General features: G+C 59.4%; 22 protein-coding genes. 8 read left to right on the top strand and 14 right to left on the bottom strand.

Annotation, left to right across the window (positions count from 1 at the left end):
- Nucleotides 1-7 precede the first annotated feature (7 nt).
- The 6 genes from VNV36_RS06595 to VNV36_RS06620 are packed head-to-tail and all read right to left on the bottom strand — an operon-like array spanning nucleotide 8 to nucleotide 7,284.
- On the bottom strand, nucleotides 8-1,111 hold the full coding sequence (locus VNV36_RS06595; RefSeq protein WP_325717069.1) for a hypothetical protein: 1,104 nt from the start codon (nucleotides 1,109-1,111) through the stop codon (nucleotides 8-10).
- Nucleotides 1,102-2,334, bottom strand: coding sequence for an oligosaccharide flippase family protein (locus VNV36_RS06600; RefSeq protein WP_325717070.1), 1,233 nt, complete (start codon nucleotides 2,332-2,334; stop codon nucleotides 1,102-1,104). The genes VNV36_RS06595 and VNV36_RS06600 overlap by 10 nt, the downstream gene beginning before the upstream one ends.
- Nucleotides 2,331-3,443, bottom strand: coding sequence for a polysaccharide pyruvyl transferase family protein (locus VNV36_RS06605; protein WP_325717071.1), 1,113 nt, complete (start codon nucleotides 3,441-3,443; stop codon nucleotides 2,331-2,333). Before VNV36_RS06605 ends, VNV36_RS06600 begins: the two co-directional genes overlap by 4 nt.
- 15 nt (nucleotides 3,444-3,458) lie before the next feature.
- On the bottom strand, nucleotides 3,459-4,541 hold the full coding sequence (locus tag VNV36_RS06610; RefSeq protein WP_325717072.1) for a glycosyltransferase: 1,083 nt from the start codon (nucleotides 4,539-4,541) through the stop codon (nucleotides 3,459-3,461).
- Between the two features lie 40 nt (nucleotides 4,542-4,581).
- Nucleotides 4,582-6,804, bottom strand: coding sequence for a polysaccharide biosynthesis tyrosine autokinase (locus VNV36_RS06615; RefSeq protein ID WP_325717073.1), 2,223 nt, complete (start codon nucleotides 6,802-6,804; stop codon nucleotides 4,582-4,584).
- A gap of 39 nt (nucleotides 6,805-6,843) precedes the next feature.
- Entirely contained in the window at nucleotides 6,844-7,284 is a 441-nt protein-coding gene (locus VNV36_RS06620; RefSeq protein ID WP_325717074.1) for a low molecular weight protein-tyrosine-phosphatase, read from the bottom strand.
- A 290-nt stretch (nucleotides 7,285-7,574) separates the two neighbouring features.
- Here VNV36_RS06620 and VNV36_RS06625 point away from each other — a divergent pair, with 290 nt between their 5' ends.
- Nucleotides 7,575-8,531: a glycosyl hydrolase family 5 gene (locus tag VNV36_RS06625; protein WP_325717075.1), complete on the top strand. Its 957-nt coding sequence runs from the start codon at nucleotides 7,575-7,577 to the stop codon at nucleotides 8,529-8,531.
- 202 nt (nucleotides 8,532-8,733) lie between these two features.
- Nucleotides 8,734-9,660 (top strand): transaldolase, encoded by a 927-nt coding sequence (tal, locus tag VNV36_RS06630; RefSeq protein WP_325717076.1) that lies wholly within the window; start codon nucleotides 8,734-8,736, stop codon nucleotides 9,658-9,660.
- A gap of 198 nt (nucleotides 9,661-9,858) precedes the next feature.
- Here the strand turns inward: tal and rssC are convergent, their stop codons facing one another.
- The 3 genes from rssC to VNV36_RS06645 all read right to left on the bottom strand — a co-directional run bounded on the left by rssC (nucleotide 9,859) and on the right by VNV36_RS06645 (nucleotide 12,559).
- Complete coding sequence (rssC, locus tag VNV36_RS06635; protein WP_003226553.1) at nucleotides 9,859-10,341, bottom strand: anti-sigma factor antagonist RssC; 483 nt, start codon at nucleotides 10,339-10,341, stop codon at nucleotides 9,859-9,861.
- A complete protein-coding gene (gene rssB / locus VNV36_RS06640) occupies nucleotides 10,341-11,522 on the bottom strand; it encodes a two-component system response regulator RssB (RefSeq protein WP_325717077.1) in 1,182 nt (393 codons plus the stop codon). The genes rssC and rssB overlap by 1 nt, the downstream gene beginning before the upstream one ends.
- 347 nt (nucleotides 11,523-11,869) lie before the next feature.
- Nucleotides 11,870-12,559 carry an MlaA family lipoprotein gene (locus VNV36_RS06645; protein WP_325717078.1) on the bottom strand — a complete coding sequence of 230 codons (690 nt, stop codon included), beginning with the start codon at nucleotides 12,557-12,559 and terminating at the stop codon, nucleotides 11,870-11,872.
- Nucleotides 12,560-12,758: 199 nt separating this feature from the next.
- On the opposite strand from VNV36_RS06645, the gene pcrP reads away from it, so the two are divergent.
- Nucleotides 12,759-13,379 carry an HAD superfamily inactivated hydrolase PcrP gene (pcrP, locus tag VNV36_RS06650; RefSeq protein WP_325717079.1) on the top strand — a complete coding sequence of 207 codons (621 nt, stop codon included), beginning with the start codon at nucleotides 12,759-12,761 and terminating at the stop codon, nucleotides 13,377-13,379.
- 108 nt (nucleotides 13,380-13,487) lie between these two features.
- Nucleotides 13,488-13,751, top strand: coding sequence for a DUF4404 family protein (locus tag VNV36_RS06655; RefSeq protein ID WP_253503787.1), 264 nt, complete (start codon nucleotides 13,488-13,490; stop codon nucleotides 13,749-13,751).
- A gap of 134 nt (nucleotides 13,752-13,885) precedes the next feature.
- Here the strand turns inward: VNV36_RS06655 and queF are convergent, their stop codons facing one another.
- Both queF and copI read right to left on the bottom strand, forming a co-directional pair.
- Entirely contained in the window at nucleotides 13,886-14,716 is an 831-nt protein-coding gene (queF, locus tag VNV36_RS06660; RefSeq protein ID WP_325717080.1) for an NADPH-dependent 7-cyano-7-deazaguanine reductase QueF, read from the bottom strand.
- Between the two features lie 61 nt (nucleotides 14,717-14,777).
- Nucleotides 14,778-15,311, bottom strand: a complete 534-nt coding sequence (gene copI / locus VNV36_RS06665; protein ID WP_325717081.1) for a copper-resistant cuproprotein CopI — start codon at nucleotides 15,309-15,311, stop codon at nucleotides 14,778-14,780.
- A 166-nt stretch (nucleotides 15,312-15,477) separates the two neighbouring features.
- Between copI and VNV36_RS06670 the strand changes: the two genes are divergently transcribed.
- Both VNV36_RS06670 and VNV36_RS06675 read left to right on the top strand, forming a co-directional pair.
- The gene (locus tag VNV36_RS06670; protein WP_325717082.1) at nucleotides 15,478-16,158 is read left to right on the top strand and encodes a heavy metal response regulator transcription factor; all 681 of its coding nucleotides are present in this window, start codon (nucleotides 15,478-15,480) and stop codon (nucleotides 16,156-16,158) included.
- Nucleotides 16,158-17,507 carry a heavy metal sensor histidine kinase gene (locus VNV36_RS06675; protein ID WP_325717083.1) on the top strand — a complete coding sequence of 450 codons (1,350 nt, stop codon included), beginning with the start codon at nucleotides 16,158-16,160 and terminating at the stop codon, nucleotides 17,505-17,507. Before VNV36_RS06670 ends, VNV36_RS06675 begins: the two co-directional genes overlap by 1 nt.
- Before the next feature lie 95 nt (nucleotides 17,508-17,602).
- Here the strand turns inward: VNV36_RS06675 and VNV36_RS06680 are convergent, their stop codons facing one another.
- The 3 genes from VNV36_RS06680 to VNV36_RS06690 all read right to left on the bottom strand — a co-directional run bounded on the left by VNV36_RS06680 (nucleotide 17,603) and on the right by VNV36_RS06690 (nucleotide 20,852).
- Nucleotides 17,603-18,847, bottom strand: a complete 1,245-nt coding sequence (locus VNV36_RS06680; RefSeq protein WP_325717084.1) for a lipoprotein-releasing ABC transporter permease subunit — start codon at nucleotides 18,845-18,847, stop codon at nucleotides 17,603-17,605.
- Nucleotides 18,848-18,910: 63 nt separating this feature from the next.
- On the bottom strand, nucleotides 18,911-19,609 hold the full coding sequence (gene lolD, locus VNV36_RS06685) for a lipoprotein-releasing ABC transporter ATP-binding protein LolD (RefSeq protein ID WP_414705501.1): 699 nt from the start codon (nucleotides 19,607-19,609) through the stop codon (nucleotides 18,911-18,913).
- Nucleotides 19,602-20,852: a lipoprotein-releasing ABC transporter permease subunit gene (locus VNV36_RS06690; protein ID WP_325717086.1), complete on the bottom strand. Its 1,251-nt coding sequence runs from the start codon at nucleotides 20,850-20,852 to the stop codon at nucleotides 19,602-19,604. The genes lolD and VNV36_RS06690 overlap by 8 nt, the downstream gene beginning before the upstream one ends.
- A 94-nt stretch (nucleotides 20,853-20,946) precedes the next feature.
- On the opposite strand from VNV36_RS06690, the gene VNV36_RS06695 reads away from it, so the two are divergent.
- Nucleotides 20,947-21,528, top strand: coding sequence for a PilZ domain-containing protein (locus VNV36_RS06695; RefSeq protein WP_016775478.1), 582 nt, complete (start codon nucleotides 20,947-20,949; stop codon nucleotides 21,526-21,528).
- A gap of 14 nt (nucleotides 21,529-21,542) precedes the next feature.
- Nucleotides 21,543-22,265, top strand: coding sequence for a glycerophosphodiester phosphodiesterase (locus VNV36_RS06700; protein ID WP_325717087.1), 723 nt, complete (start codon nucleotides 21,543-21,545; stop codon nucleotides 22,263-22,265).
- Nucleotides 22,266-22,287: the final 22 nt, after the last annotated feature.

Consider the following 22,287-nt stretch of genomic DNA (forward strand, 5'->3'; position numbering starts at 1 on the left):
ACCTGCCTTAAGTGAGAATTCTTGATTCGACCTGCACCGGTTTGTTCGCGCGCAGCATCAACCCCAGACCGACGAACAGCACCGGCACGACCATCGAAAAGTGTCGGGCGAAGGAACCGAAGTCCGGCTCGAACAAGCCTTGCACCAACAGAAACGCCAGCGGAATCGCGATCAGCTCTTTGGGTTTGGTCTGGATCGGCGCGCCCTTGTAGTCGGTCGAGGTGATGACCTTGAACAGCAGCAGCGCGGTCATGATCATCAACGCAACGAAGATCACCTGCCCCGGCCCGGACAGCAGAATCAACTCCACCGGAAACGACAGCCGGAAGAAAATGATCATCGAATCCAGCGCCTGGGAGACGAAGTCGCTGCCGCTGAGCCACGAAACGATCAGCGACTTGGAACCCTCCTCGCCCGCCGTGCGCAGTTCGTTGTTGCTGGCGCGGATCGACGACACCGGAAAGCCCAGCGCGATCTGGATCGCCATGGCCACGGCCAGGTAAAACAGGAACAGCATCAGAAAGAAGGTGAAGCGCGAGACGTATTTTTTCATCACGCAGACGCCGACCCACGACAGCGAAAACAGGATCCAGTACGGCCGGATCAGCACGCCGTAGATCACCGCCGAAAGAAAAAAACCGCCGCGATATTTGCGCGTCAACGAACTGAGCAGAATGCTCAATACCGCCACCGAAACGATGATTTCCTTGGTCAGGTTTTCGAGGAAAAACGAACGCACAATGCCCCACAGGCACAGGGTGCCGAAAATGGTCAGCGGCATGCGCCGGAACACCACCACCGGAATCGCCGTGAGGAAGAAATTGCAGAACATGCCGTAGGCCCAGGCATTGGTCAGGTTGATCCCGGTAGGCCGCAGCAGGAACGCCGAACACTCGTAGGACGAGCGATCCGGCGAGAACGGGTTCCAGAAATTGCAGTTGTCGGCGCGCGCGTACGACGACCACAACGTCATCGCATCCGGCCCCGGATCGCGGGGCACCAGCAGCGGCATCGCGACTGACAGAAACAGCCCGGTGAAGAGGATCAGAAACGAGATCGACGAATCGAATTTGCGCCCGCGAAACTCGATGCGCGGCAGCTTCAGGCCCATGACAACGCAGCCTTTTTCGCGCGGGTGACGCGGGTCAACAACGCGATCACGCCAAGCTGCACGACGATGGCGAAAACGTTGCCCCACGCCGCGCCATAGATCGAATAGTGCTTGATCAACACATAGCTGACCGGCACTGAAAGCAACAGGCAGATTGCCGCGCTGGCCAGCGATACGCGGCTGTTTTTCGAGGCAATCAAACCGCCCCAGACGATGTCGCCAATCGCACGCAACGCGAAGGAAAAAATCAGCACCGCGAGGACCGCGTTATCGGGACGCGGCACGCTGCTGGCGACGTAGTCGAGCACCAGGTTGAAAAATACGTAAATCGCCACGGCCACGACAGCGGACACCACAAGCGAGCGCATCACCCATTTGTTCAGGAACAGCTGCTTGACGGTAAACGCCTGCTGGTCGGCCTGAAAGCGTTTGGCTAGCACCGGAATACCCACTACCGCCACCACCGCGTACGACAACGCCTGCAAGGTGTTGGCCGCCGACCACGCGTAGACGTATTTACCGAGGCTGGCGTAGGGCTCCAGATCGATGATCAGAAAGCGCTCGGCGTACTGACTCAACGCGATCAGACCGGTGCCGAGATAGAACGGCAACCCGGCCTTCCACACGGTCGTGGTGTCCAGCGCCAGCGCCTCGCGCCCCCTGTGCACCTTCACCACAATCAGGTAACCGGCGATGATCACCAGCACGTTGGCGGCGACCCACAGCCACAACACACTGGCGATGTCCGCCACCCAGCCGAGCATCATCCCGCCGACCGCCAACACCGCCCACAAACCAGTCTTGACGAAGAACAGCACGGCGCCGGCCGTGGCTTTCTGCGCAGAAAACACGAAGGAATTGATTTCGAACGACAGGTGCTCGGTGAGTAATACCAGGGTCACGCAGAGGATCAATGTGGCGGTCGCTTCCACCGACTGGAACAGCGAATAAATCAGCACCGTCAGCAGCGACAACAGCAGCCCCACCGCCAGGTACAGCAGCAGGACTTTGTCGACCACCCGCCGCGAACTGCCGCCGACGCTGATCAGCCGATTGATCTCGGAACTGAAGCCGACGCTGTAGAACTTCGAAGCGATCAGCGACGCCGCGACCACCACGCCGTAAAAGCCCAACGCCTCGTAACCGAGGTAATGGGTGATGGCCAACACCAGCAAAAACTTCGCGCCCAAGGCACCGCCGCGAAGCAACAGCCGAAATATCATCGAATGACACCCTTGATGATTTCGTCCATGGCCACGGTTTTCGCCTCGATCTCGCGGCAGGTATCGGTCAGACGCTTGCCGAAGTTCGCCAGCGCATCGGGTGCGTAAACGGTGTTGATGATGGTGTCGACGTCGATGTCGCCGCCGTTGATCACCCAGTCCTCCACGCCCATGTCCTGATAGGCGCCAAAGCCTTTGCGCTCGTAGCTGATGTGATACGCCGGCACGCCGGAGAGCAGCGATTCGATGGCGCCGTGCAGACGCACCGAGATCACCAGGTCCGGTTGGTATTTGGCGATCGTTGCCTTCAGCGACAGCAGATCTTCGTTGATGCCCAGCTCGCGGTAGAACGCGCCGTCATCGTTGCCACGCACAGCGCTTTGCACAGCGCAGACGACTTTGCTTTTGTTCTTCAGACGCTGCAGCAGCAACTTCAGATTGGCCACATACGCGACCTTCTTCTCCTTGCTCCACTCCGGCGGCTTGCGCAGCACTACGCAGACCGTGGCCGGCGAGGCGGCGCAGCGGGTGAATTTCGGTTGCTGCAGAATCTTGCTCGCCAGCGACTGCACGGCCAGATCCGGCGCGCGATAGACATTTTCACAAGCGTCGAAGATCGCCGAAGAACGGTTGTCGCGCACGAACACCGCATCGGCGCTGGCGTAATGTTCGACGATCTTGCTGCTCTCGCCATGGAACGGGCCGATGCTCTGCGGCAGGTATACCGACGGCACCTTGCTGAGGATCGCGGTTTCCAGTTGCTTGGCATGGCCGAGCTTCAACTTGATGTGCTCGAAAGCACTTTTCGAACGCATGTAGCCGCCGCCGACGCCGACGATCAGGTCGGTTTTCTTCAGCAGCTCGGCGAGCCCGGCGTAGGACTGGTTGAGAAACACTGCCTGCTTGACCCGGCCCAGACCTCTGGCGGCCATCACCGGCGCATCGAAACGCGGGTGCGGCAGATAGTTGAAGGACTCAGGATCGGACGCGACGACATTGATCGAGGTGTCCTCGCCAAAGTTGCGCTGCACCAGAGCAATGGCCAGATCGACGAGCAGGCCGTCACCGGAGTTGGACGCACTGTAGCCATGCAAAATCGTTACGTTCATAAGCTTGAGTTCTACTTAATAAGAGGGAGCGTGATACAGGTCGTAGGTCTGGCGGATCATCAATGCGGCGCTGAAACGTTCGCGGACGATGCTCCGGCCTTCGTTGCCGAGGTCGAGCAAGCGCGGCTTCTGGATGATCGTCAGGACATCGGCCAATGCCTGATGATCGCCCGATGGGAAGACGTAGCCGGACACTTCGTTGGTGACCAGTTCCGGCAGCGAGGTGCAGTTGCTGGCAATGACCGGCAGCCCCATGGCCATGCCTTCCAGTGGCACCATGGCAAAGCCTTCCCAACGGCTGGGGACAATCAACGCATCGGCTTTTTGATACAGCGCCTGCACTTCGGTCGGGGTGACCCACGGCAGGTACTCGACCGAATCCATCGGCGGGCATTCGACCGAATCTTCGTTCACCGCACTGCCCACCACAGTGAGTTTCAGATCATTGCGCTTGACCTTGGCGTAGGCCTTGAGCAGCACGTCAAAACCTTTCTGATAATCCAGACGCCCGACGAACAGCAGATGAATCGGCTCGGCGCCGGCGCTTTTCGGCGCGTCATCCTTGTGGTGAATGCCGTTGTAGATCAGCTTCATGCGCTTGCGCTCGATGCCGAAGCGCGCGGCTTTATCGAGCTCGTACTGGCTGACGCAGATGATCACGTCGGTGACTTTCTGCAGCACCCGCTCGATCCACGCGTAGACCTTCTGTTTGGTCGGTGAGCTTTCCATCAGGAATGAAAAAGCGTGCGGGCAGTAAACAATTTTCGGCTTGCGCCACGGCCGCATCAGCACGCACACGCAGCGGCCGATCACCCCGGAAAAGGTGCTGTGCAAATGCACCACATCGGGTTTTTCCTTGAGCAGCACCTGGCTCAGACGCCAGGCAAAACGCAGCAGCGACGGCACGTTGCGGCCGCTGCGCGGGAAGGTGCGCACCTGCTGGGGCGCGATGCCGTGCAGTTCTTTGGCCTGATCCTCGGGGACCAGATAGACCAGTTGATAATTCGCCGCGTCGCCTTCGGGCGATGCCGAAATCGTACGGATCACCGTCGCGACGCCACCTTTGATCGTCTCTGCCACGTGCAGTATTTTTTTCACAGCTCACCCACTTCAAACAGGAAAGAACAACCGGCAACCATCAGGATTTGTCGGACGCGTACTCGTAGTTGTAATAACCGGTGCCGCCGTAATAGCTGGCGGCACGCTTCTCGACGCCGTTGAACACCGCGCCCTTCAACTCGATGCCGTTCTGGGCGAAACGGCGAATGGTCAGTTCGATCTCTTTGGCCGGGTTCACGCCGAAGCGGGTGACGATCAGGCTGATGCCGGCCTCGCGCCCGACGATGGCGGCGTCGGTCACCGCCAGCAGCGGCGGCGTGTCGATGATCACCAGGTCGTAGAGCTCGCTGAGTTGCGCCAGCAGCTCGCGGAAGTTGGCGTGCATCAGCAACTCGGAAGGATTGGGCGGCACCTGTCCCCGACTGATGAAGTGCAGGTTGTCGATCTCGACTTTATTGATCGCCTGCTCAAGGGTGCAACGCTTGACCAGCAGGTCGGACAAACCGTTGCTGATCGGTGTGTTGAGGGTTTTGTGCAGGTGGCCTTTGCGCATGTCGGCGTCGATCAGCACCACGCGCTGACCGCTCAGGGCCATGACCGCTGCGAGGTTGGAGGAGACGAAGGTCTTGCCGACCTGCGGGCTCGGCCCGGATATCATGATGCGGTTGTTGGTCGAGTCGAGCCCGGCAAAGTGCAGGCAAGTGCGCAGGCTGCGGATCGATTCGATCGACAGATCGGTCGGATTGCGCAGCGCCAGCAAGTAGGCCGGCTTATCAACGCCATCGCGGGCGCGGCCCTTTTTGCTGTCCTCTTCTTCCTGCAAGGCGCTGTAGGGAATCGACGCATAAACCGGCAGACCCAGTTGCTCGATGCCTTCCGGGCCTTCGAGGCCACGGCTCAAGGATTTGCGCAGCAACACCAGCGCCACGCCGACGAACGCACCAAGGAACGTCGCGATCAACACGATCAACGGTTTCTTCGGTTTGATCGGGCTGGTCAGGTCGACGTCGGCCGTGTCGATCAGGCGCACGTTACCGACAGCTCCGGCACGGACGATGTCCAGTTCCTGGGATTTGTTCAGCAATTGCGTGTAAATCTGCGAGGCCACTTCGACGTCGCGGGTCAGGTTGAGCAGTTCCTGCTGGGTGGCCGGCAGGTCCTGAACCTTGCCTTCGAGGGATTTCTGCTGCTGGGTCAACTCGCCGATCTGCGTCATCAAGGCGCGATAGGCCGGGTGCTGTCTGGTGAACTTTCGATCAAGCTCGGCCTGCTGCATTCTCAGCTCGGAAATGCGTGTTTCCAGCGCCACCGACTGGCCCAGCACCGACTGGGTTTCCAGCGAGATATTCACGGTCTTGCCGTGGGTCTGGTAGGCATTCAAGGCATCGCTGGCCTTGGCCAGATCACGCTTGACCTGCGGCAACTGGCTTTGCAGAAACGCCAGGCTCTGCGCGGCTTCTGCCGAGGTGCGGCGGACGTTTTGCTCGACGTACAGCGAGGCGATCCTGTTGAGGATCTTCACCGCTTCGGCCGCATCGGAACTGGCCAGCGCCAGGCGAATGATCCCCGATTCCTTGCCTTGCTCAGAGATATCCAGCGCGTCCTGATAGCCCTGAATGGTCACGATCCGTGGATTGCGCACCACCTGAAAACGCGTGCCGGGGTTGGCCGACAACTGCGCGATCTGCCCTTCTACACCGTCGTTGGCAAAGGCTTCGCCGGCGACACCTTCAGCGAGCAGATTGTCGTTTTCATCGAACAGTTGAAAACGTTGCTGCTCACCGGCGACCAATGTGAGTTTCTTGCCGAGCAGGTCTTTGGGCAGTTCGAGCCGGTTGAATTCCAGACGCTCGCCGCCCCAGGCGTAACTGCTCAAGCCGAAACGCGGCGGGGCGACACTCGTCTCGCTGTCGCCACGATAGCGACGCGAAAGAAAGCCGCCGATCAGCGGAAACGTATTGGGCGTGACATCGATATCCAGGCGCAGGTCGTCAACGGTTTTGCCGATCACCGCGCGGGATTTGATGATGCCGATTTCGGTCACCGACGGCGATTGCCCACCGAGCATGCTATTGAGGTCGGAGAACCCGAGCATGTCGTTCTTTTTCGGCTCGACCTGCACCAGTGCGTTTGCCAGGTACACGGGGGTTGCCAGAACCGCATAGGCAACGCCAGTGACCATAAAGGCACCGGTAAGCGCACCGATCAGCCACTTCTGGTCAATCAGACTGCCGAAGATGCCGAGCAGATCAATACTGTCTTGATCATTGTCGCGGGTGCCGATTACGGACGGTAACTGCATAAGTCTGTTCTTACCATTCACTGTTCTGAAGAATATTCATCAATGCCCGAGACGCTTTACCCATGAACTAACCGCATCTTCAATCAATGCGTGGGCATGAATAAAAGCGGCCTTGCCTTGACGATACGGGTCATGTATTTCGCGCTCGCTCTGCCACTTGCCGAGCAGAAACACTTTGCCTCTGGCGTGTGAGGCAATCTTCAGCACTTGATTGACGTGGGCCTTTTCCATGACCAGGATCAGATCCGAATCATTAACGATGTCCGAGGTCAGTTGCCGCGCCTTGAAGGCCTCGGCGCAATGCCCGTGCTCTTCGAGAACCTGCCGGGCAGAGGCCTCGACGCCCTCGCCCACGCGGGCGGCCAGGCCGGCAGAGGACACCGTGATGGCTGACGGGCCCAGCGCGTTGCGCAGCAGCAGTTCAGCCGTCGGACTTCGGCATATATTGCCCACGCAGACAACGAGGATCTTTTTGAACAAGTCTTGCTTTCCTGTGTAATATCAAACGGCCAACATACCGTGAAAGTTAATGAACCCTCACGGCTTTCCTGCACTCAGAAATAGCTTCGCCCTGTTAGTACAGGAACATTAAGTACCACAGCGTTTTAAGTCGCCCCAACCACAATTAACGGACTAAAAATAACTGTGATTTTCAGTTGCTGTTTTCCTGACAAAAAATAACATTCGCGCACTTAGTGCCAGCACCGTTATCGGAAATTCAGTAACGGGATAAATATTCGTAGTTGTCACTTCTCTTCAGGAGAGCAGACATGAAACCAGCACAGCGCAATAAACTCGCCGCCCTCGTCCTGATGGCGATCGGTGCAACCGGTCAGGTTCATGCCAGTGAGCTGTTCCCCAACCTTCCAGCGAAAACCATCGGCGTTCAGGTAAAAATCCAGAGCTTTACTGCCGCCGATGCCGCGCAGATCAAAGCCGCAGGTTTCAGCTTCGTGCGCTTTGGGGTGTGGAGCGACAGCCTGACCGCCAGGACTTATCAGAAACAGGTCAGCGACGCCTTTGCTGCCGCCGGTTCGGCCGGGCTGCCGGTGCTGCTGACGGTGCGCGCGATCAAGGCACTGCCCGCCACTTCGCCCGCTGAACTGAACGCAGCCGGCGCTACATTTGCCAACGCCGTGACCGGGCTGGAAAAATCCTGGAGTTCGCAACTGGTAGCGATCGAAATCTGGAACGAGCCGGATCTGGAAACCTACTGGCCGACGCGCAATTTCGACACCACATTCGTGCCGTTCATGGCCGGGATGTGCAAAGCCTTCGAAGGCCAGCCGCAATTGACGCCGCGAGTCGGATTCGGCTTTGCCCGGCCGCCTAGCGCTGGCTCGGCTTCGACGGTGGCGCTGAAAAGCATCGTCAGCGAGTACCCCAAATGCCTCAACGCCGTCTCCTACCATCCCTACGGCATGACAGCCACGCAGATCAGCAACGCGCAGACGTTCATCCAGCAGAACTTCAATCTGCCGGGGGTCATCAGTGAGTGGGGGGTTTCGGCCCTCGCCTCAAACGGCGGTCCTGAGGGGCAGGCGACCAGGATCAATGCGTTCATCAGTGACGTTAAACGTCTCAATATCCCGCTGACTTCTATCTATGAATGGCGCAACAGTGATTCAGGCAGTAACGAGCGCGAAAAGAACTTCGGCTTTCTCACCTCCGACGGTCAGCCAAAACCGGCACGCTTGTCCGTGGAAGAGTTGTTGAACGCTGAATAGGCCATGGGCAACCGGTCTGTTCACGGGTCGGTTGCTTTGAACCTGTGGGCTGTTTTGGCATCGTATTCATCGACACCGCGCCGCGCCTTTCAAACAATTGTTTTCAGGTTGTTGCCGCAGCGGCCATCGATCCACGTATGTACCCTTGAGTGGCCGTCAGCGCTCGGGTAATGTCATCAGACCCATAGGATAGAGCACGCCCATGACTTCCAAGCTGGAACAACTCAAACAGTTCACCACCGTAGTCGCCGACACTGGCGACTTCGAAGCGATCGCCCGGGTCAAACCGGTCGACGCCACCACCAACCCTTCCCTGCTGCTCAAGGCCTCGGCCATCCACGGTTACGCCGAGCTGCTGAACGCCTGCGTCAGCGATTGCAAAGGCGATGTCGGCCTGGCCAGCGACCGTTTCGGCGTCGCGGTGGGCAAGGAAATTCTCAACGTGATTCCGGGTCGTATTTCCACCGAGGTGGATGCGCGCCTGTCCTTCGATCAGGACGCGATCCTCAAGCGTGCCCATCGCCTGATCGAGCTGTACGACAAGGCCGGTATCAGCCGCGACCGTGTACTGATTAAAATCGCCTCGACCTGGGAAGGCATCCGCGCCGCCGAAATCCTCGAGAAGGAAGGCATCCAGACCAACCTGACCCTGCTGTTCTCCTTCGCCCAGGCCGCCGCCTGCGCCGACGCCGGGGTGTTCCTGATCTCGCCGTTCGTGGGCCGCATCTACGACTGGTACAAGAAGGCCAATGGCAACGACTACACCGGCGCCGATGATCCGGGCGTGCAGTCGGTGACCCGCATCTACAACTACTACAAGGCCAATGACTACAAGACCGTGGTCATGGGCGCGAGCTTCCGCAACCTCAACCAGATCGAACAACTGGCTGGTTGCGATCGCCTGACCATCAGCCCGGAACTGTTGGAGAAACTGGCCGCCGACACCGGCAAGCTGGAACGCAAACTGGCACCGGGCAATGCCGGCGAAGCGCGCCTGAGCCTCAATGAAGCGCAATTCCGCTGGTTGTCGAACGAAGACGCGATGGCCACCGAGAAACTGGCCGAAGGCATTCGCCAGTTCGCCCGCGACCAGGAGAAGCTGGAAGCGTTGCTGCAGGCCAAGCTGTGATCTGAGTTTGTAGAATGCAAAAAGGGCGAACCTTCACAGGTTCGCCCTTTTTCATTCTGCATTGGGAGGCGCGTTGACCGAACTGAAGCCTTCGCGAGCAAGCTCGCTCCCACAAGGGGATTTGTGATCGACACTGATCCAGTGTGGGAGCGAGCTTGCTCGCGAAGAGGCAAGCCCAGACACCATCAATTCACGAGATCAGTGTCTTTCCAGCGCATTCACCAGATCATGAAACGCTTCGCGGTTGGAATCGTTCAGGCCCATGAGAATCTTGTGTGCTTCGAGCACCTTGATCCGCACTACTTCTTCGGATTGATCCTGATCGGGCAAGTCGTCCAGGCACTCCGGGCACGGCACCGGGTGGTTGACGATATTGAACACCTGCTCGAAGCCCATCGACTGCAGCAGCCGGGTGATGTCTTCGTGGGTGGTGACCACCGTCGGTAACAGGCCGACCTTCTGCCGCGACAGGATCGACAGTTTGGCCAGCAGGCCCAGAGTCGTGCTGTCGATGCTGCGGGTTTCGGTCAAATCGATCACGATCGCGTTGAAATTCAGCGCGGTGAAGATTTTCTCAATAGTCGCATCCAACGCCGAACACAGGGTCAGGCGAACTTCACCGACGAACTTCAGGACGAAAGTGCCATCCTGCTCGGCGAACTGGATTCTACCGGTACTCATTAAAGATTCCTGCTCAACACCAACAGGGCGATATCATCCGGCATCTCCCTTAGCGTGGCCAAACCAAACACTTGCCGCAGACCATCCAGGCTGCCGCCCGCTGACTTCACCCGTTCGGGCAAAGCCGCCTCTTTTTCTTTGAGCGTTGCTTCTGGCAAAAGATCCAGAATGCCATCAGACATCAGCGTGAGGCTGAATGTCGGCGGCAGCTCAAGCACGTGGTCTTCGTAGGTGGCTTCATTGAAGAGCCCCACCGGCAGACCGCGTCCTTCGAGATAACGAACACTGTCAGGCGTGTACAACACAGGCAACGGCAGATGGCCGCCGATGCTATAGGTCAACAAACCGGTCTCCTCGTCGATGACTCCACCGACCATTGTGACGTGTTTACCCAGCTTACAACTGATCAGCCCGCGGTTGATATGACCGAGCACTTCCGAAGGCTTGAATTCCGGCAAGGTGCCGCTGCGTCTGGATTCGAAAAGCAAACGCGTGGTCATGAACTTCAGCAGTACGGTCACGAACGCCGATGACGCACCATGCCCGGACACATCCGCCAGATAAAACGCAACCCGGCGCTCGTCGACACGGAAATAATCGACAAAATCTCCCGACAGGTACAACGACGGGATGATCTGGTGGGCAAAGTTGAACTCATCAATGCTCCACGGACTTTCCGGCAACATGTTCATCTGCACCTGGCGACCGGCGTTCTGGTCTTCCTGGAGCAGGTTCAGGCTGGCTTCGAGCTCGCGGTTGGCTTTCTCCAGCTTCTCGCGGTAACGCTGGTTTTCCAGCAGCAGACGCGCACGATCCAGGGCCCGGCGCACAGAGTGCTCGAGCACAGCCAGATCTTCGAGAGGCTTGATCAGGTAATCCGCCGCGCCAAGGCGCAGGGCCTCGACCGCGTCGTTCATCACCCCGGCACCCGAGACCACGATCACTGGTGTCTGCGGCGAGCGCTCGGTGACCTGACGGATCAGTTCAAGACCGCCCATCTGCGGCATGCGCAGATCGCAGATCACCAGATCGGGCTCGTCTTGCTCGAATACCTGAAGACCCTGTTGACCGTTGCCGGCCTGCAGGACGCTGAAACCACTGTCTTCCAGATAGGCCGCGAGACTCGCGCGCACTACCTCGTCATCATCGATTATCAGCAGCGTGGCACTGGTTTTTGGCATGTGGGCAAACGGCGCCAGAATTAGGTTGGCGTAGTGAGCGGGGCAAAGGCCCTGCGCAGACTACTGGATTCGCTTTCTAGCCTCTCTGCTGCAACGTTTTCAAGCATTCGCTTTGCACGCGGTTTTAAACAGAGGTGCCCTTCTAAGGCGCAGACGGTACTCCCATCCGCAGAGCGTTTCAAGCATGCGCCGATTGTCGCCTGACGACTTCGTTTGTCAAAGCACCGGGAGTTATAAGAACCGTGCCAAGCGTAACCCGATGGAAGGTAGTGGCGGTGATCGCTGATGCTCTGGCGCAGACAAAAAGAAGGCGACCCTAAGGTCGCCTTCATTATCAGCAGTCGAGATCAGAAATCGTCTTCGACCTGCCCGTCCTTCACCTTGAACTCGCGGTTTTGCAGGTAAGCGTTGCGAATGAAGGTGTATTTGTCGCCGCTGATCAGCTTTTCGCTCGAGAGCAGGCTGGCGCGGGTATCGACGATGTTCAGGCCGAAGATCGAGTTACGCGTCGGCACGTGGTCGATGTAGCGGTACGGGCTGGTGAAGCTGTCGACGTATTTCGACGGTGCGTCACGCAGGGTGCTCGGGCCCATCAGCGGCAGCATTACGTACGGGCCGCTGCCCACGCCCCAGTAACCGAGGGTCTGACCGAAGTCTTCGTCGCTGCGGTTCAGGCCCATCTGGGTGCCGACGTCGAAGAAGCCGAGCAGACCGAAGGTGGTGTTGAAAATCAGTCGGGCGGTATCAACGCCCGCTGCGGCCGGTTTGGCCTGCAGAATGTTGTTCGCCAGGTTGGTGACGTCACCGACGTTGCGGAACATGTTGTGAATGCCGTCTTCAACGAACTGTGGGGTGACGAACTCATAACCCTGCGCCAATGGCTTCAACGCGTAGGTGTCTACGAAGTCGTTGAACTGGAAAATCGGCCGGTTGACGCTTTCCCAAGGGTCTTCTTCCGTGGCCGCCTGGGTGGCGAACGGCGCCAGCAAAAGGCCGGCACATACACTTAGCTGAGCGAGCGAAGGGCTCAAGCGCATAGAAAAACTCCTTGGATTTGATACTCGCGCGACCCTCTGGGGCCGGGCATTAAGGCCGCTAGTATAAGCGTAAACGGCGATTTGGGCAGTCCGGCGCGGCAAGGATATGCAGGAAGTTTCCTACGCAGCCTTTCACCAGTCTGTCATGCAACTGTCACTGGCGAGCCCTAGCCTTGAGCGTTATTTCAGGGACGTTGCCATGACTCACGCCGAAACCTTGCCCGTCGCCGCGCCCAGCCTGACTGCCGTGCTGTTCGGCCTGAGCGGTTGCCTGGTGGATTTTGGTGCGCGCGCTCGGCAACGCCGCATCGCCCGGCCGGAACATGCTGAAGCGACACCCGGCGCACTTGATAGCCTGAAAAGCTTGCAGCGCCAGCGGATTCCTTGTGCGTGGCTCGACGATTTGCCCCCTGCCCTCGCCAAGTCCCTGTCGGCTCAGCTGCCGGACTGGATCAAGCCGACGCAACATTCAGCAACAATGAATCCATGGCCCGCCCCGCACGCCTGCTGGCAAGCACTGATGGATTTAAACATCGACCGTCTTGACGGTTGCGTATTGGTCAGCGGCGAGCCGCTGCTGTTGCAGGCAGGCCTGAACGCCGGGTTATGGACCATTGGCCTGGCGTCCTGCGGCTCGCTGTGCGGTGTGAGTCCTGAGGAGTGGCAGGCCCTCTCGCAAACCGAACGCGAACAGTTGCGCGGCCGGGCAACCGTGCAACTGTTCGGCTTGGGTGTGCATTCGGTAATCGATCATCTCGGCGACCTCGACGCCTGTCTCGCCGACATCACCCTGCGCCGCCACAAAGGCGAAAAGCCCTGACGGGCGTCATGCAGGTTCACCGAGAGTGGATTAATCTAAAGGTCAGCCATAGACCTTTGGCGCGCGGCTGCGGTCAATGCCAGTGCCTATTGATAAAAGGAAACCACCATGCCCGCCCAAGAACTGCAAAAACAGCTCGACACCCTGCGCGAGCAGCTGGAACAGAATCCACCGCTGTCGGAAGTCGAGCGTGAAGATCTGCATGCGCTGATGGCGCAAATCGAATCGGAAATCCAACTGGAAACTGCCACGCAGGACGCGAGCATCGCCGATGGTGTGAACCTGGCGGTCGAGCGCTTCGAAGTCGAACACCCGGCGATCGCCGGCACCCTGCGCAATATCATGAACACACTGGGCAGCATGGGCATCTGACGCCTGGCCGCACAAAAAAGCCCTGCCATCGCTGGCAGGGCTTTTTCATTCCTACTAATTGAAAGATCGCAGCCTTCGGCAGCTCCTACATGGGGTTAATTGTAGGAGCTGCCGAAGGCTGCGATCTTTTGATCTTACTGACGCACCAGACGATGGTTCGGCAGTTGCACCTCTTCGGTGCTGCGATACGGATTGATATCCAGCCCACCCCGGCGAACGTAACGTGCAAATACGGTGAGCTTTTCAGGTTTCAACAACCGCTGCAGGTCAAGGAAAATCCGCTCCACGCACTGCTCATGGAAGTCCGAGTGCTGGCGGAAGCTGACGATGTATTCCAGCAGACTCGCGTGATCCAGCGCCGCACCGCGGTATTCCACCACCACACTGCCCCAGTCCGGCTGGCTGGTCACCGGGCAGTTGGATTTGAGCAGATGGCTGTGCACGCTCTCTTCAACGATTCGCGAAGCATCACAGCGCAGCAGTTCCGGACGCGGATGCTCATAGTTGCTGACGCTGATATCCAGATCGTCGATGCACACGCCCGGCAACGCCACCACGCCTTCGGCTTCCACGTCTTTCAGACTGCGAACCCGCACGCCCACAGATTTGCCGGCAGCGGCGGACAGATCCTGGACCAGTGTCGCTTCCAGCGTGGCAACGTCGGCGAACGGTGTCTGGTTCAGCGAGTTGAGGTACAGCTTGAACGACTTCGATTCGATGATGTTCGGCGAGTCCGCCGGAATGCTGAATTCAGCGATCGCCACCACCGGTTTGCCCGAGGGCAGCAGCCACGACAGCTCGAAACAGTTCCAGAAATCCACGCCTTTGTACGGCAGGGTTTCGGCGGTCAGACCCAGCTCGGCCCATTTCGCGGCGCGCGGAATCGGGAACAGTAAGGACGGCGTGTAGGTGGCGATGTATTCGCTGGATTTGCCCAGCGGCGAATGTTCGGCTGCGGGATGCATGGCGGAAACCTGACTGAAGAATCAGCGGATTCTACCAGCCTTTGCCCGCGCCTTTGAGTGCTTACTGACTGACTGTCAGTTTACCGACCATGCCCGCCTGATAATGCCCGGGAATATTGCAGGCAAACTCCAGGCTCGTGGCCTTGCTGAAGGTCCAGGTCAACTCGGCGGTCTTGCCCGGCTCGACCAGTACGCTGTTGGGGTCGTCATGCTTCATGCCGTGGCCCATCGCCGCATGATCCATGCCTGCCATGTCGTGGGACGTTTCTTTCAGGCCTGTCGGAGTGAGCATGCCGCTTTGCTGCATCTGCAACATTTCCTGCTGGTGACTGGCATGCATCGCTGCATCACCGAGGTTGAATTCGTGCAGCAACTGGCCTTTATTCACCAACTCAAAGCGAACCGTCTCACCCGCCTTGACCTGTATGGTTTTCGGATCGAAGCTCATGTCGCCCATGACAATTTCGATACTGCGCGAGGCCTGGCTCGCCGCTGCTGGCTGGCCGAAGGCGTAGCTGTGCGCCGGTGCCGCCCGCAGGGGCGAACTCAAGACCAGCAGACAGGCAGCTAACGTCAGGGATGTGCGAAGAAACATGGTCGTGCTCCGACAAGAGAAGATTCAGTCTGTGGGAAACTCTAACCAGCCGGCGCTGGCATCGACCTGACAGGCAGATTACAACTTTGTCAGCTTGGCGCTTATCGCTTGTCCTCACGGTATAACGCCCTCGCCCTTCCATATCCCGAATCCGCCCGAGTCGCCCATGAAACTGTTGATCGTCGAAGACCAAGCGAAAACCGGCCAATACTTGCGTCAGGGCCTGACCGAGGCCGGGTTCAATACCCAATGGGTGGCCGACGGCAACAGTGGCCAGCAACTGGCGTTGAGCGGCGACTACGCGTTGTTGATCCTCGATGTGATGCTGCCCGGGCGCAGTGGCTGGCAGATTCTGCAAGCAGTGCGCAGCGCAGGCCTCGACACGCCGGTACTTTTTCTGACGGCCAGGGACGCCGTGGAGGACAGGGTTCACGGCCTCGAACTGGGCGCCGACGATTATCTGGTCAAGCCGTTCGCCTTTTCCGAATTGCTCGCCCGGGTGCGCAGCCTGTTGCGGCGCGGCAGTGCCATTGCCCAGGAAACCAGCCTGCAACTGGCCGATCTGCGCCTGGACCTGATCCGCCGCCGGGTCGAGCGCAACGGCCAGCGCATCGAGCTGACCGCCAAGGAATTCGCCCTGCTGGAAATGCTCCTGCGCCGTCAGGGTGAAGTCTTGCCAAAGTCGTTGATCGCCTCGCAGGTCTGGGACATGAATTTCGACAGTGATACCAATGTCATCGAAGTGGCGATCCGCCGTTTGCGCCTGAAGATCGACGACGACTTCCCCAACAAGCTGATCCACACCGTGCGCGGAATGGGTTACGTGCTCGAAGAGCGCTCGCTGTGATGCCCCGGTTGTCGTTGAGTTCTCGCCTGGCTCTGCTGTTCGCCGCGTGCACCGCGGTGGTCTCGCTATTCGCCGGAGTACTGTTCGACCGCGCCAGCGAGGCGCATTTCATCGAACTCGATCAGCAACAGCTGGAGGCCAAGCTGATCGGCCTGCGCCGCGCCTTGCAGAATCTGCAGCCCGCTCAGCGCGAAGCGCGGCTGGCCGATGAGTTGAGCCGGCAGGCCGATCTGTCGCTGCGCATCACCAGTGGCGACGGCCAGCACTGGTACGACAGCTCGATGCAGGTTCCGAAAACCCTGCCGCTGCAACCGGGCTTGTCGACCATCAGCCATGACGGCACCGATTACCGCGTCCTCCGTGCCCCGCTCTATCCGGACACAGTGGATTCGCCGCAACTGACCCTGCTGCTCGACATCACCCACCACCAGCATTTCCTTGCGCGCATGCAGCATCTGATCTGGCTGACCGTCGGCCTGTCAGCACTGGCTACTGCCCTGCTCGGTGCCTGGGCCGCGCGCAGTGGTCTGCGCCCGTTACGGCGAATGAGCGCAGTGGCCCGTGGGATTTCTGCGCAATCGCTGAATGCCCGACTGCCTGAAGAGAAAATGCCGCCGGAGCTGGCGGAAATGGCTCACAGCTTCAACGCCATGCTCGCACGCCTCGACGACTCCTTTCAGCGCTTATCGGCGTTCTCCGCCGACATTGCCCATGAACTGCGCACGCCGTTGTCGAATCTGCTGACCCACACCCAGGTCACCCTCACCCGCCCCCGGGCCCTTGAGGATTACCGCGAAGCGTTGCACAGCAACCTTGAGGAACTGCAATGGATGGCGCAACTGGTCAACGACATGCTGTATCTGGCCAAGGCTGATCACGGTTTGCTGATGCCCAGGCGTGAATCGCTGGAGCTGGCGGATGAGGCTGACACGCTGCTGGAGTTTTTTGCGCCATTGGCCGAAGACGCAAGCGTGAGACTAAGCCGTGAGGGCGAGGCGCGGATCGAAGGTGATCGCGGCATGTTGCGTCGGGCCTTGTCGAATCTGCTGGATAACGCGCTGCGGTTTACCCCGGCCGAGGGTCATGTTCGGCTTGGCATTGACAATCAGCCCAAGGCAGTGCGCGTTTGCGTCGAGAACAGTGGTGAGGGAATTTCTGCGCAATTACTGCCACGTTTGTTTGATCGGTTCTATCGAGCGGATCCGGCGCGCCAGGAAGGCAGCAGTGAGCATGCAGGGTTGGGCTTGGCGATTACGCAATCGATCGTCCGCGCCCATGGTGGGCAGATTCGTTGCGAATCTGAAGCGGGTTGGACGCGGTTTGTGATCGAGTTGCCAAAGGAAGATTGAGGCCAGGAGATCGCCCATTCGCGAGCAGGCTCGTTCCCACAGTTGGAATGCTTTCCCCTGTGGGAGCGAGCCTGCTCGCGAAGGCGGTCTAAAGGTTACGAATATCTCAGGGCATGCGCCGGCTCGATCTTCGCCGCCCGCCACGCCGGATACACCGTGGCCAGAAAGCTCAGAATGAAGCCCGCCGAGCAGATCAACAGCACATCCCCGCCCTGCAGCTCCGAGGGCAGATTGCTGACGAAATACACATCCGAACTGAAGATATGCTGCCCGGTCACGCGCTCGACCCAGCCGACCAGTTCACTGACATTGAGTGCCGCAATCACGCCCAGCACGCCGCCAATAATGGTGCCGACAATGCCGATCACCGTGCCCTGCACCATGAAGATCGCCATAATCTGCCGCGGCGTCGCGCCAATGGTGCGCAGGATCGCGATGTCGGCGCCCTTGTCGTTCACCACCATGATCAGGGTCGCGATGATGTTGAACGCTGCCACCGCGACGATCATCAGCAACAGCAGGCCGATCATGGTTTTTTCCATCTTCATTGCGCTGAACAGGCTGCCCTGGGTGTGGGTCCAGTCGTCAGCCTTGAAGTCGGCACCCAGCCCGCTGGCGATGTCCGAAGACACCTTCGGCGCAGCGTACAGATCCTTGACCGCCAGACGCACGCTTTGCACCTGATTCGGCTGCCAATGCTGCATGGTTGCGGCATCGGCGACATGGATCAGGCCCATCGAGCCGTCCAGCTCGGCGCCGACCTTGAACACGCCGACCACATTGAGCCGTTGCATACGCGGGGTGATTCCGCCGGGTGCGGTGCTGACTTCCGGGACGATCAGGGTGATCTTGTCGCCGACGTTGAGGCGGAAACGCCGCGCCGTGATTTCACCGATTACCACGCCGAACTCGCCCGGTTTCAAGGCGTCGAGACGGCCCTGCACGATGTGCTGGGCCACGATTGACACCTTGCCTTCCTGGGCCGGGTCGACGCCGCTGATCTGGATCGGCTGCATCGAGCCCTTGTAGGAAAGCATGCCTTCCATTTCGGTGAACGGCACGGCGGCGGTCACTTCGGGATTCTTCATCGCGGCGGCGGCCACCGGCTGCCAGTCATCGATCGGTTTGACGCCGACGATGGTCGCGTGCGGCACCATGCCGAGGATGCGCGAGCTCATTTCGCGCTGAAAGCCATTCATCACCGACAACACCACGATCATCGCCAGCACGCCGAGGGCGAGGCCGATCATCGAGGTCATCGAAATGAACGAAACAAAGCGATTGCGGCGCTTGGCGCGGGTATAGCGCGTGCCGATAAAGATCGATAACGGTCTGAACATTCGCTGGGGCACCGTATAGAAATAAAAGACCCGACGCCTTTACGGGCGTCGGGTTTCAGCCAGTCAGATGGGGGTTAAGCAACCTTCCTGCAACTGCAGTACGCGATCCATCTGGCGGGCCAGGTTCATGTCGTGCGTCACCACCAGGAACGCTGTGCGCATCGACGTGCTCAGCTCCAGCATCAGTTCCTGAATGCCTTCGGCGGTGTGCAGGTCGAGGTTGCCGGTTGGCTCGTCGAGCATCACCAGCCCCGGGTTGTTGACCAGGGCACGGGCGATGGCCACGCGCTGACGTTCACCGCCGGACAGTTCCGCCGGTTTGTGCTCGAGGCGATGGCCCAGGCCGACACGCTCCAGCAACGCCGTGGCACGCTGACGCGCTTCTGGTATTGGCGTATTGCCGATCAACAGCGGCATGCAGACGTTTTCCAGTGCGGTGAATTCCGGCAGTAGGTGGTGAAACTGATAAACAAAGCCGAGCGCGCGGTTGCGCAGCAGGCCACGCTTCTTCTCGCTCAACGCCGACAGCTCTTCGCCGTCGAGCCAGACGCTGCCCTTGCTCGGCGTATCGAGGCCGCCGAGCAGGTTGAGCAAGGTACTTTTGCCCGAACCGGACTTACCGACAATGGCCACACGCTCGCCCGGGTGCAACTCCAGTTGCAGGCCGGCCAGCACTTGTACCGACTCCGGGCCTTCCTCGTAGGATTTGCCCAGGTTACGGCAGCTCAGAATTGCTTGTTCACTCATGCCCGACTCACTCATAACGTAACGCCTCCGCCGGCTGGGTGCGCGCAGCACGCCAGGCGGGATACAGGGTGGCGAGGAAACTCAGGACCAACGCGGCGGCGCAGACCATGACGACGTCCTGGCTCTGTACCTGCGAAGGAAGATAATCAATGAAATACACGTCAGCATTAAGGAACTTGTGGCCGATCAGCCCTTCAAGCGCCGAAATGGCAGCGCTGACATTCAACGCCGCGAGAATCCCGACCACCGCACCGATGGCCGTGCCCACCACACCGATCACTGTGCCCTGGACCATGAACGTACGCATGATCGTGCCAGGCGTAGCGCCGAGGGTTCGCAGAATGGCGATGTCGCCCTTCTTGTCGTTCACCACCATGACCAGCGTGGAAATGATGTTGAATGCGGCGACGGCGACGATCAGCAGCAACAGCAAGCCGATCATGGCTTTTTCCATGCGGATCGCCTGATACAGGTTGCCGTGGGTACGGGTCCAGTCGCGGGCGTAGTAACGATCCTCACCGAGCTGCTGGGCGATATTCCACGCCTCGCGCGGCGCCTGGAACAGGTCGTCGAATTTCAGGCGCAGCCCCTGTACCTGATCGGCTTTCCAGCGGTGCATTTTCGCCAGATCCTGCAGATTGGTCACGCCGAGGTAGCCGTCGAGCTCACCGGCGCCGACGTGGAAAATGCCGACCACGGTAAAGCGCTTCATGCGCGGGAACATGCCCGCTGGAGTCACGCTGACCTCGGGAGCAACGAAAGTGACCTTGTCGCCGATGCCGACGCCCAGTTTGGTCGCGGCCTTGTCACCGATGACGATGCCGAAGCTGCCCGGTGTCAGGTCGTCGAGTCTGCCCTGCTTCATGAAGTTGTCGATGATCGACACATTGCGCTCGAGCGCAGGATCAATGGCATTGAGCAGCACTTTGGAGACCTGACCGTTGTTGGTCAGCAGGCCCTGCATCTGGGTGAACGGCGCCACCGCCGTCACCTGGCGATTCTGCCTGACCTTGTTGGCCAGGCTCTGCCAGTCGTTGATCGGCTCGCCGGTCTCGAGGGTAGCGTGGGGCACCATGCCCAGCACGCGAGTGCGCATCTCATGATCGAAGCCGTTCATTACCGACAGCACAACGATCATCACGACCACGCCAAGGGCGAGACCGATCATCGAAGTCAGGGAAATGAATGACACAAAATGATTGCGGCGCTTTGCACGGGTATAACGCGTGCCGATAAATACGAAGAGAGGTCTGAACATGTCGGGGCTTGTTCGGAGGGAAAAGGAACGTCCTTGTGGCGGGGGTCGATAACCAGCTTTACACTCAGACCACCGCCGCTACCATGGGTTCGCCATGTCGACATTAGATGAAGAAGATCGCCGCGAATACTACCGTATCGAGGACACGATCGCACTGGAAATTCGGCCCCTGTCCGCTCCCGAAGCCGCAGGCCAGGAAGTGTTGCAGGATGCTTCCCCACTCTTCAACCTGCTCAGCGAACTGCACCTGAGCGAATTCGAATCGCAGCACCTGCTGCGGCAGATCAGCGAGCGCGACCGCGCCATTGCCGCGTTTCTCAAATCCCAGAACAAACGCATCGACCTGCTCAGCCAAGTGATCGCCCTGACCGTGCTCGGCCACATCGGCGAGCCGCAGCCGGTGATCATCTCCGAAGGCGGCATCGACTTTCAGTACCCGACACCGATCGCCACCGGCGCACACCTGTCGGTCAAACTGGTGCTGATGCCGCAGGCGCTGGGCTTGCTACTGCGTGCCCGGGTTACCCATTGCGACCCCAAGGGCGATGGTTATGACGTCGGCACCGAGTTCGAGCGCCCGACCGACGCCCAGCGCCAGTTGCTCGCACGCTACATCTTGCAGAAGCAGGCTCAGGAACGCCGTCTGGCCCGCGAACAGAACGAATCTGGCATTTAATTTAAGGAAGCACCGTGACCCTCATCTACGGCCACCGCGGCGCCAAGGGCGAAGCACCGGAAAATACCCTGAGCAGTTTTCAGGAATGTCTCAAGCACGGCGTGCGCCGCTGCGAACTGGATCTGCACCTGTCCAGAGATGGCGAGCTGATGGTCATCCACGACCCGACCCTCAAGCGCACCACCGACCGGCGCGGCAAAGTCGTCGAGCACACCGCCGCCGAGCTGGTGACCTACGACGCGCGCAAGGGTGGGCCGGGCTGGATCAAGCCGTGTCCGATTCCGACGCTGGAAGAATTGTTCGAGAAGTGCGATTTCGAGCATTGGCAGCTGGAAGTCAAAAGCGCTTCCCGCACCCGTGCAGCAACAACTGTCTTGGCGATTCGGGAAATGGCTCAGCGTCATGGCTTGCTCGACAAGGTGACGATCACCTCGAGTTCGCGGGAAGTCTTGAAAGCAGCGCTGGATCTGGTGCCGGACGTGTCGCGTGGCCTGGTGGCCGAATACGCCTGGCTCGATCCGTTGAAGGTCGCGGCCAGTTATGGCTGCGAGATTCTCGCGCTGAACTGGACGCTGTGTACCCCGGAACGCCTGCAGAAGGCACAGCGTCAGGGCCTGCATGTGTCGGTGTGGACCGTCAACGAGCCTGCACTGATGCGCAGACTCGCCGACTTCGGCGTTGACAGCCTGATTACAGACTTTCCCGGTTTGGCCACTGCCACCCTTGAGAATTGCTGAAATCGGTCTCCCCGGCCGGCTC

Source organism: Pseudomonas sp. (genome assembly GCF_035554175.1).
Taxonomy (GTDB): Bacteria; Pseudomonadota; Gammaproteobacteria; order Pseudomonadales; family Pseudomonadaceae; genus Aquipseudomonas.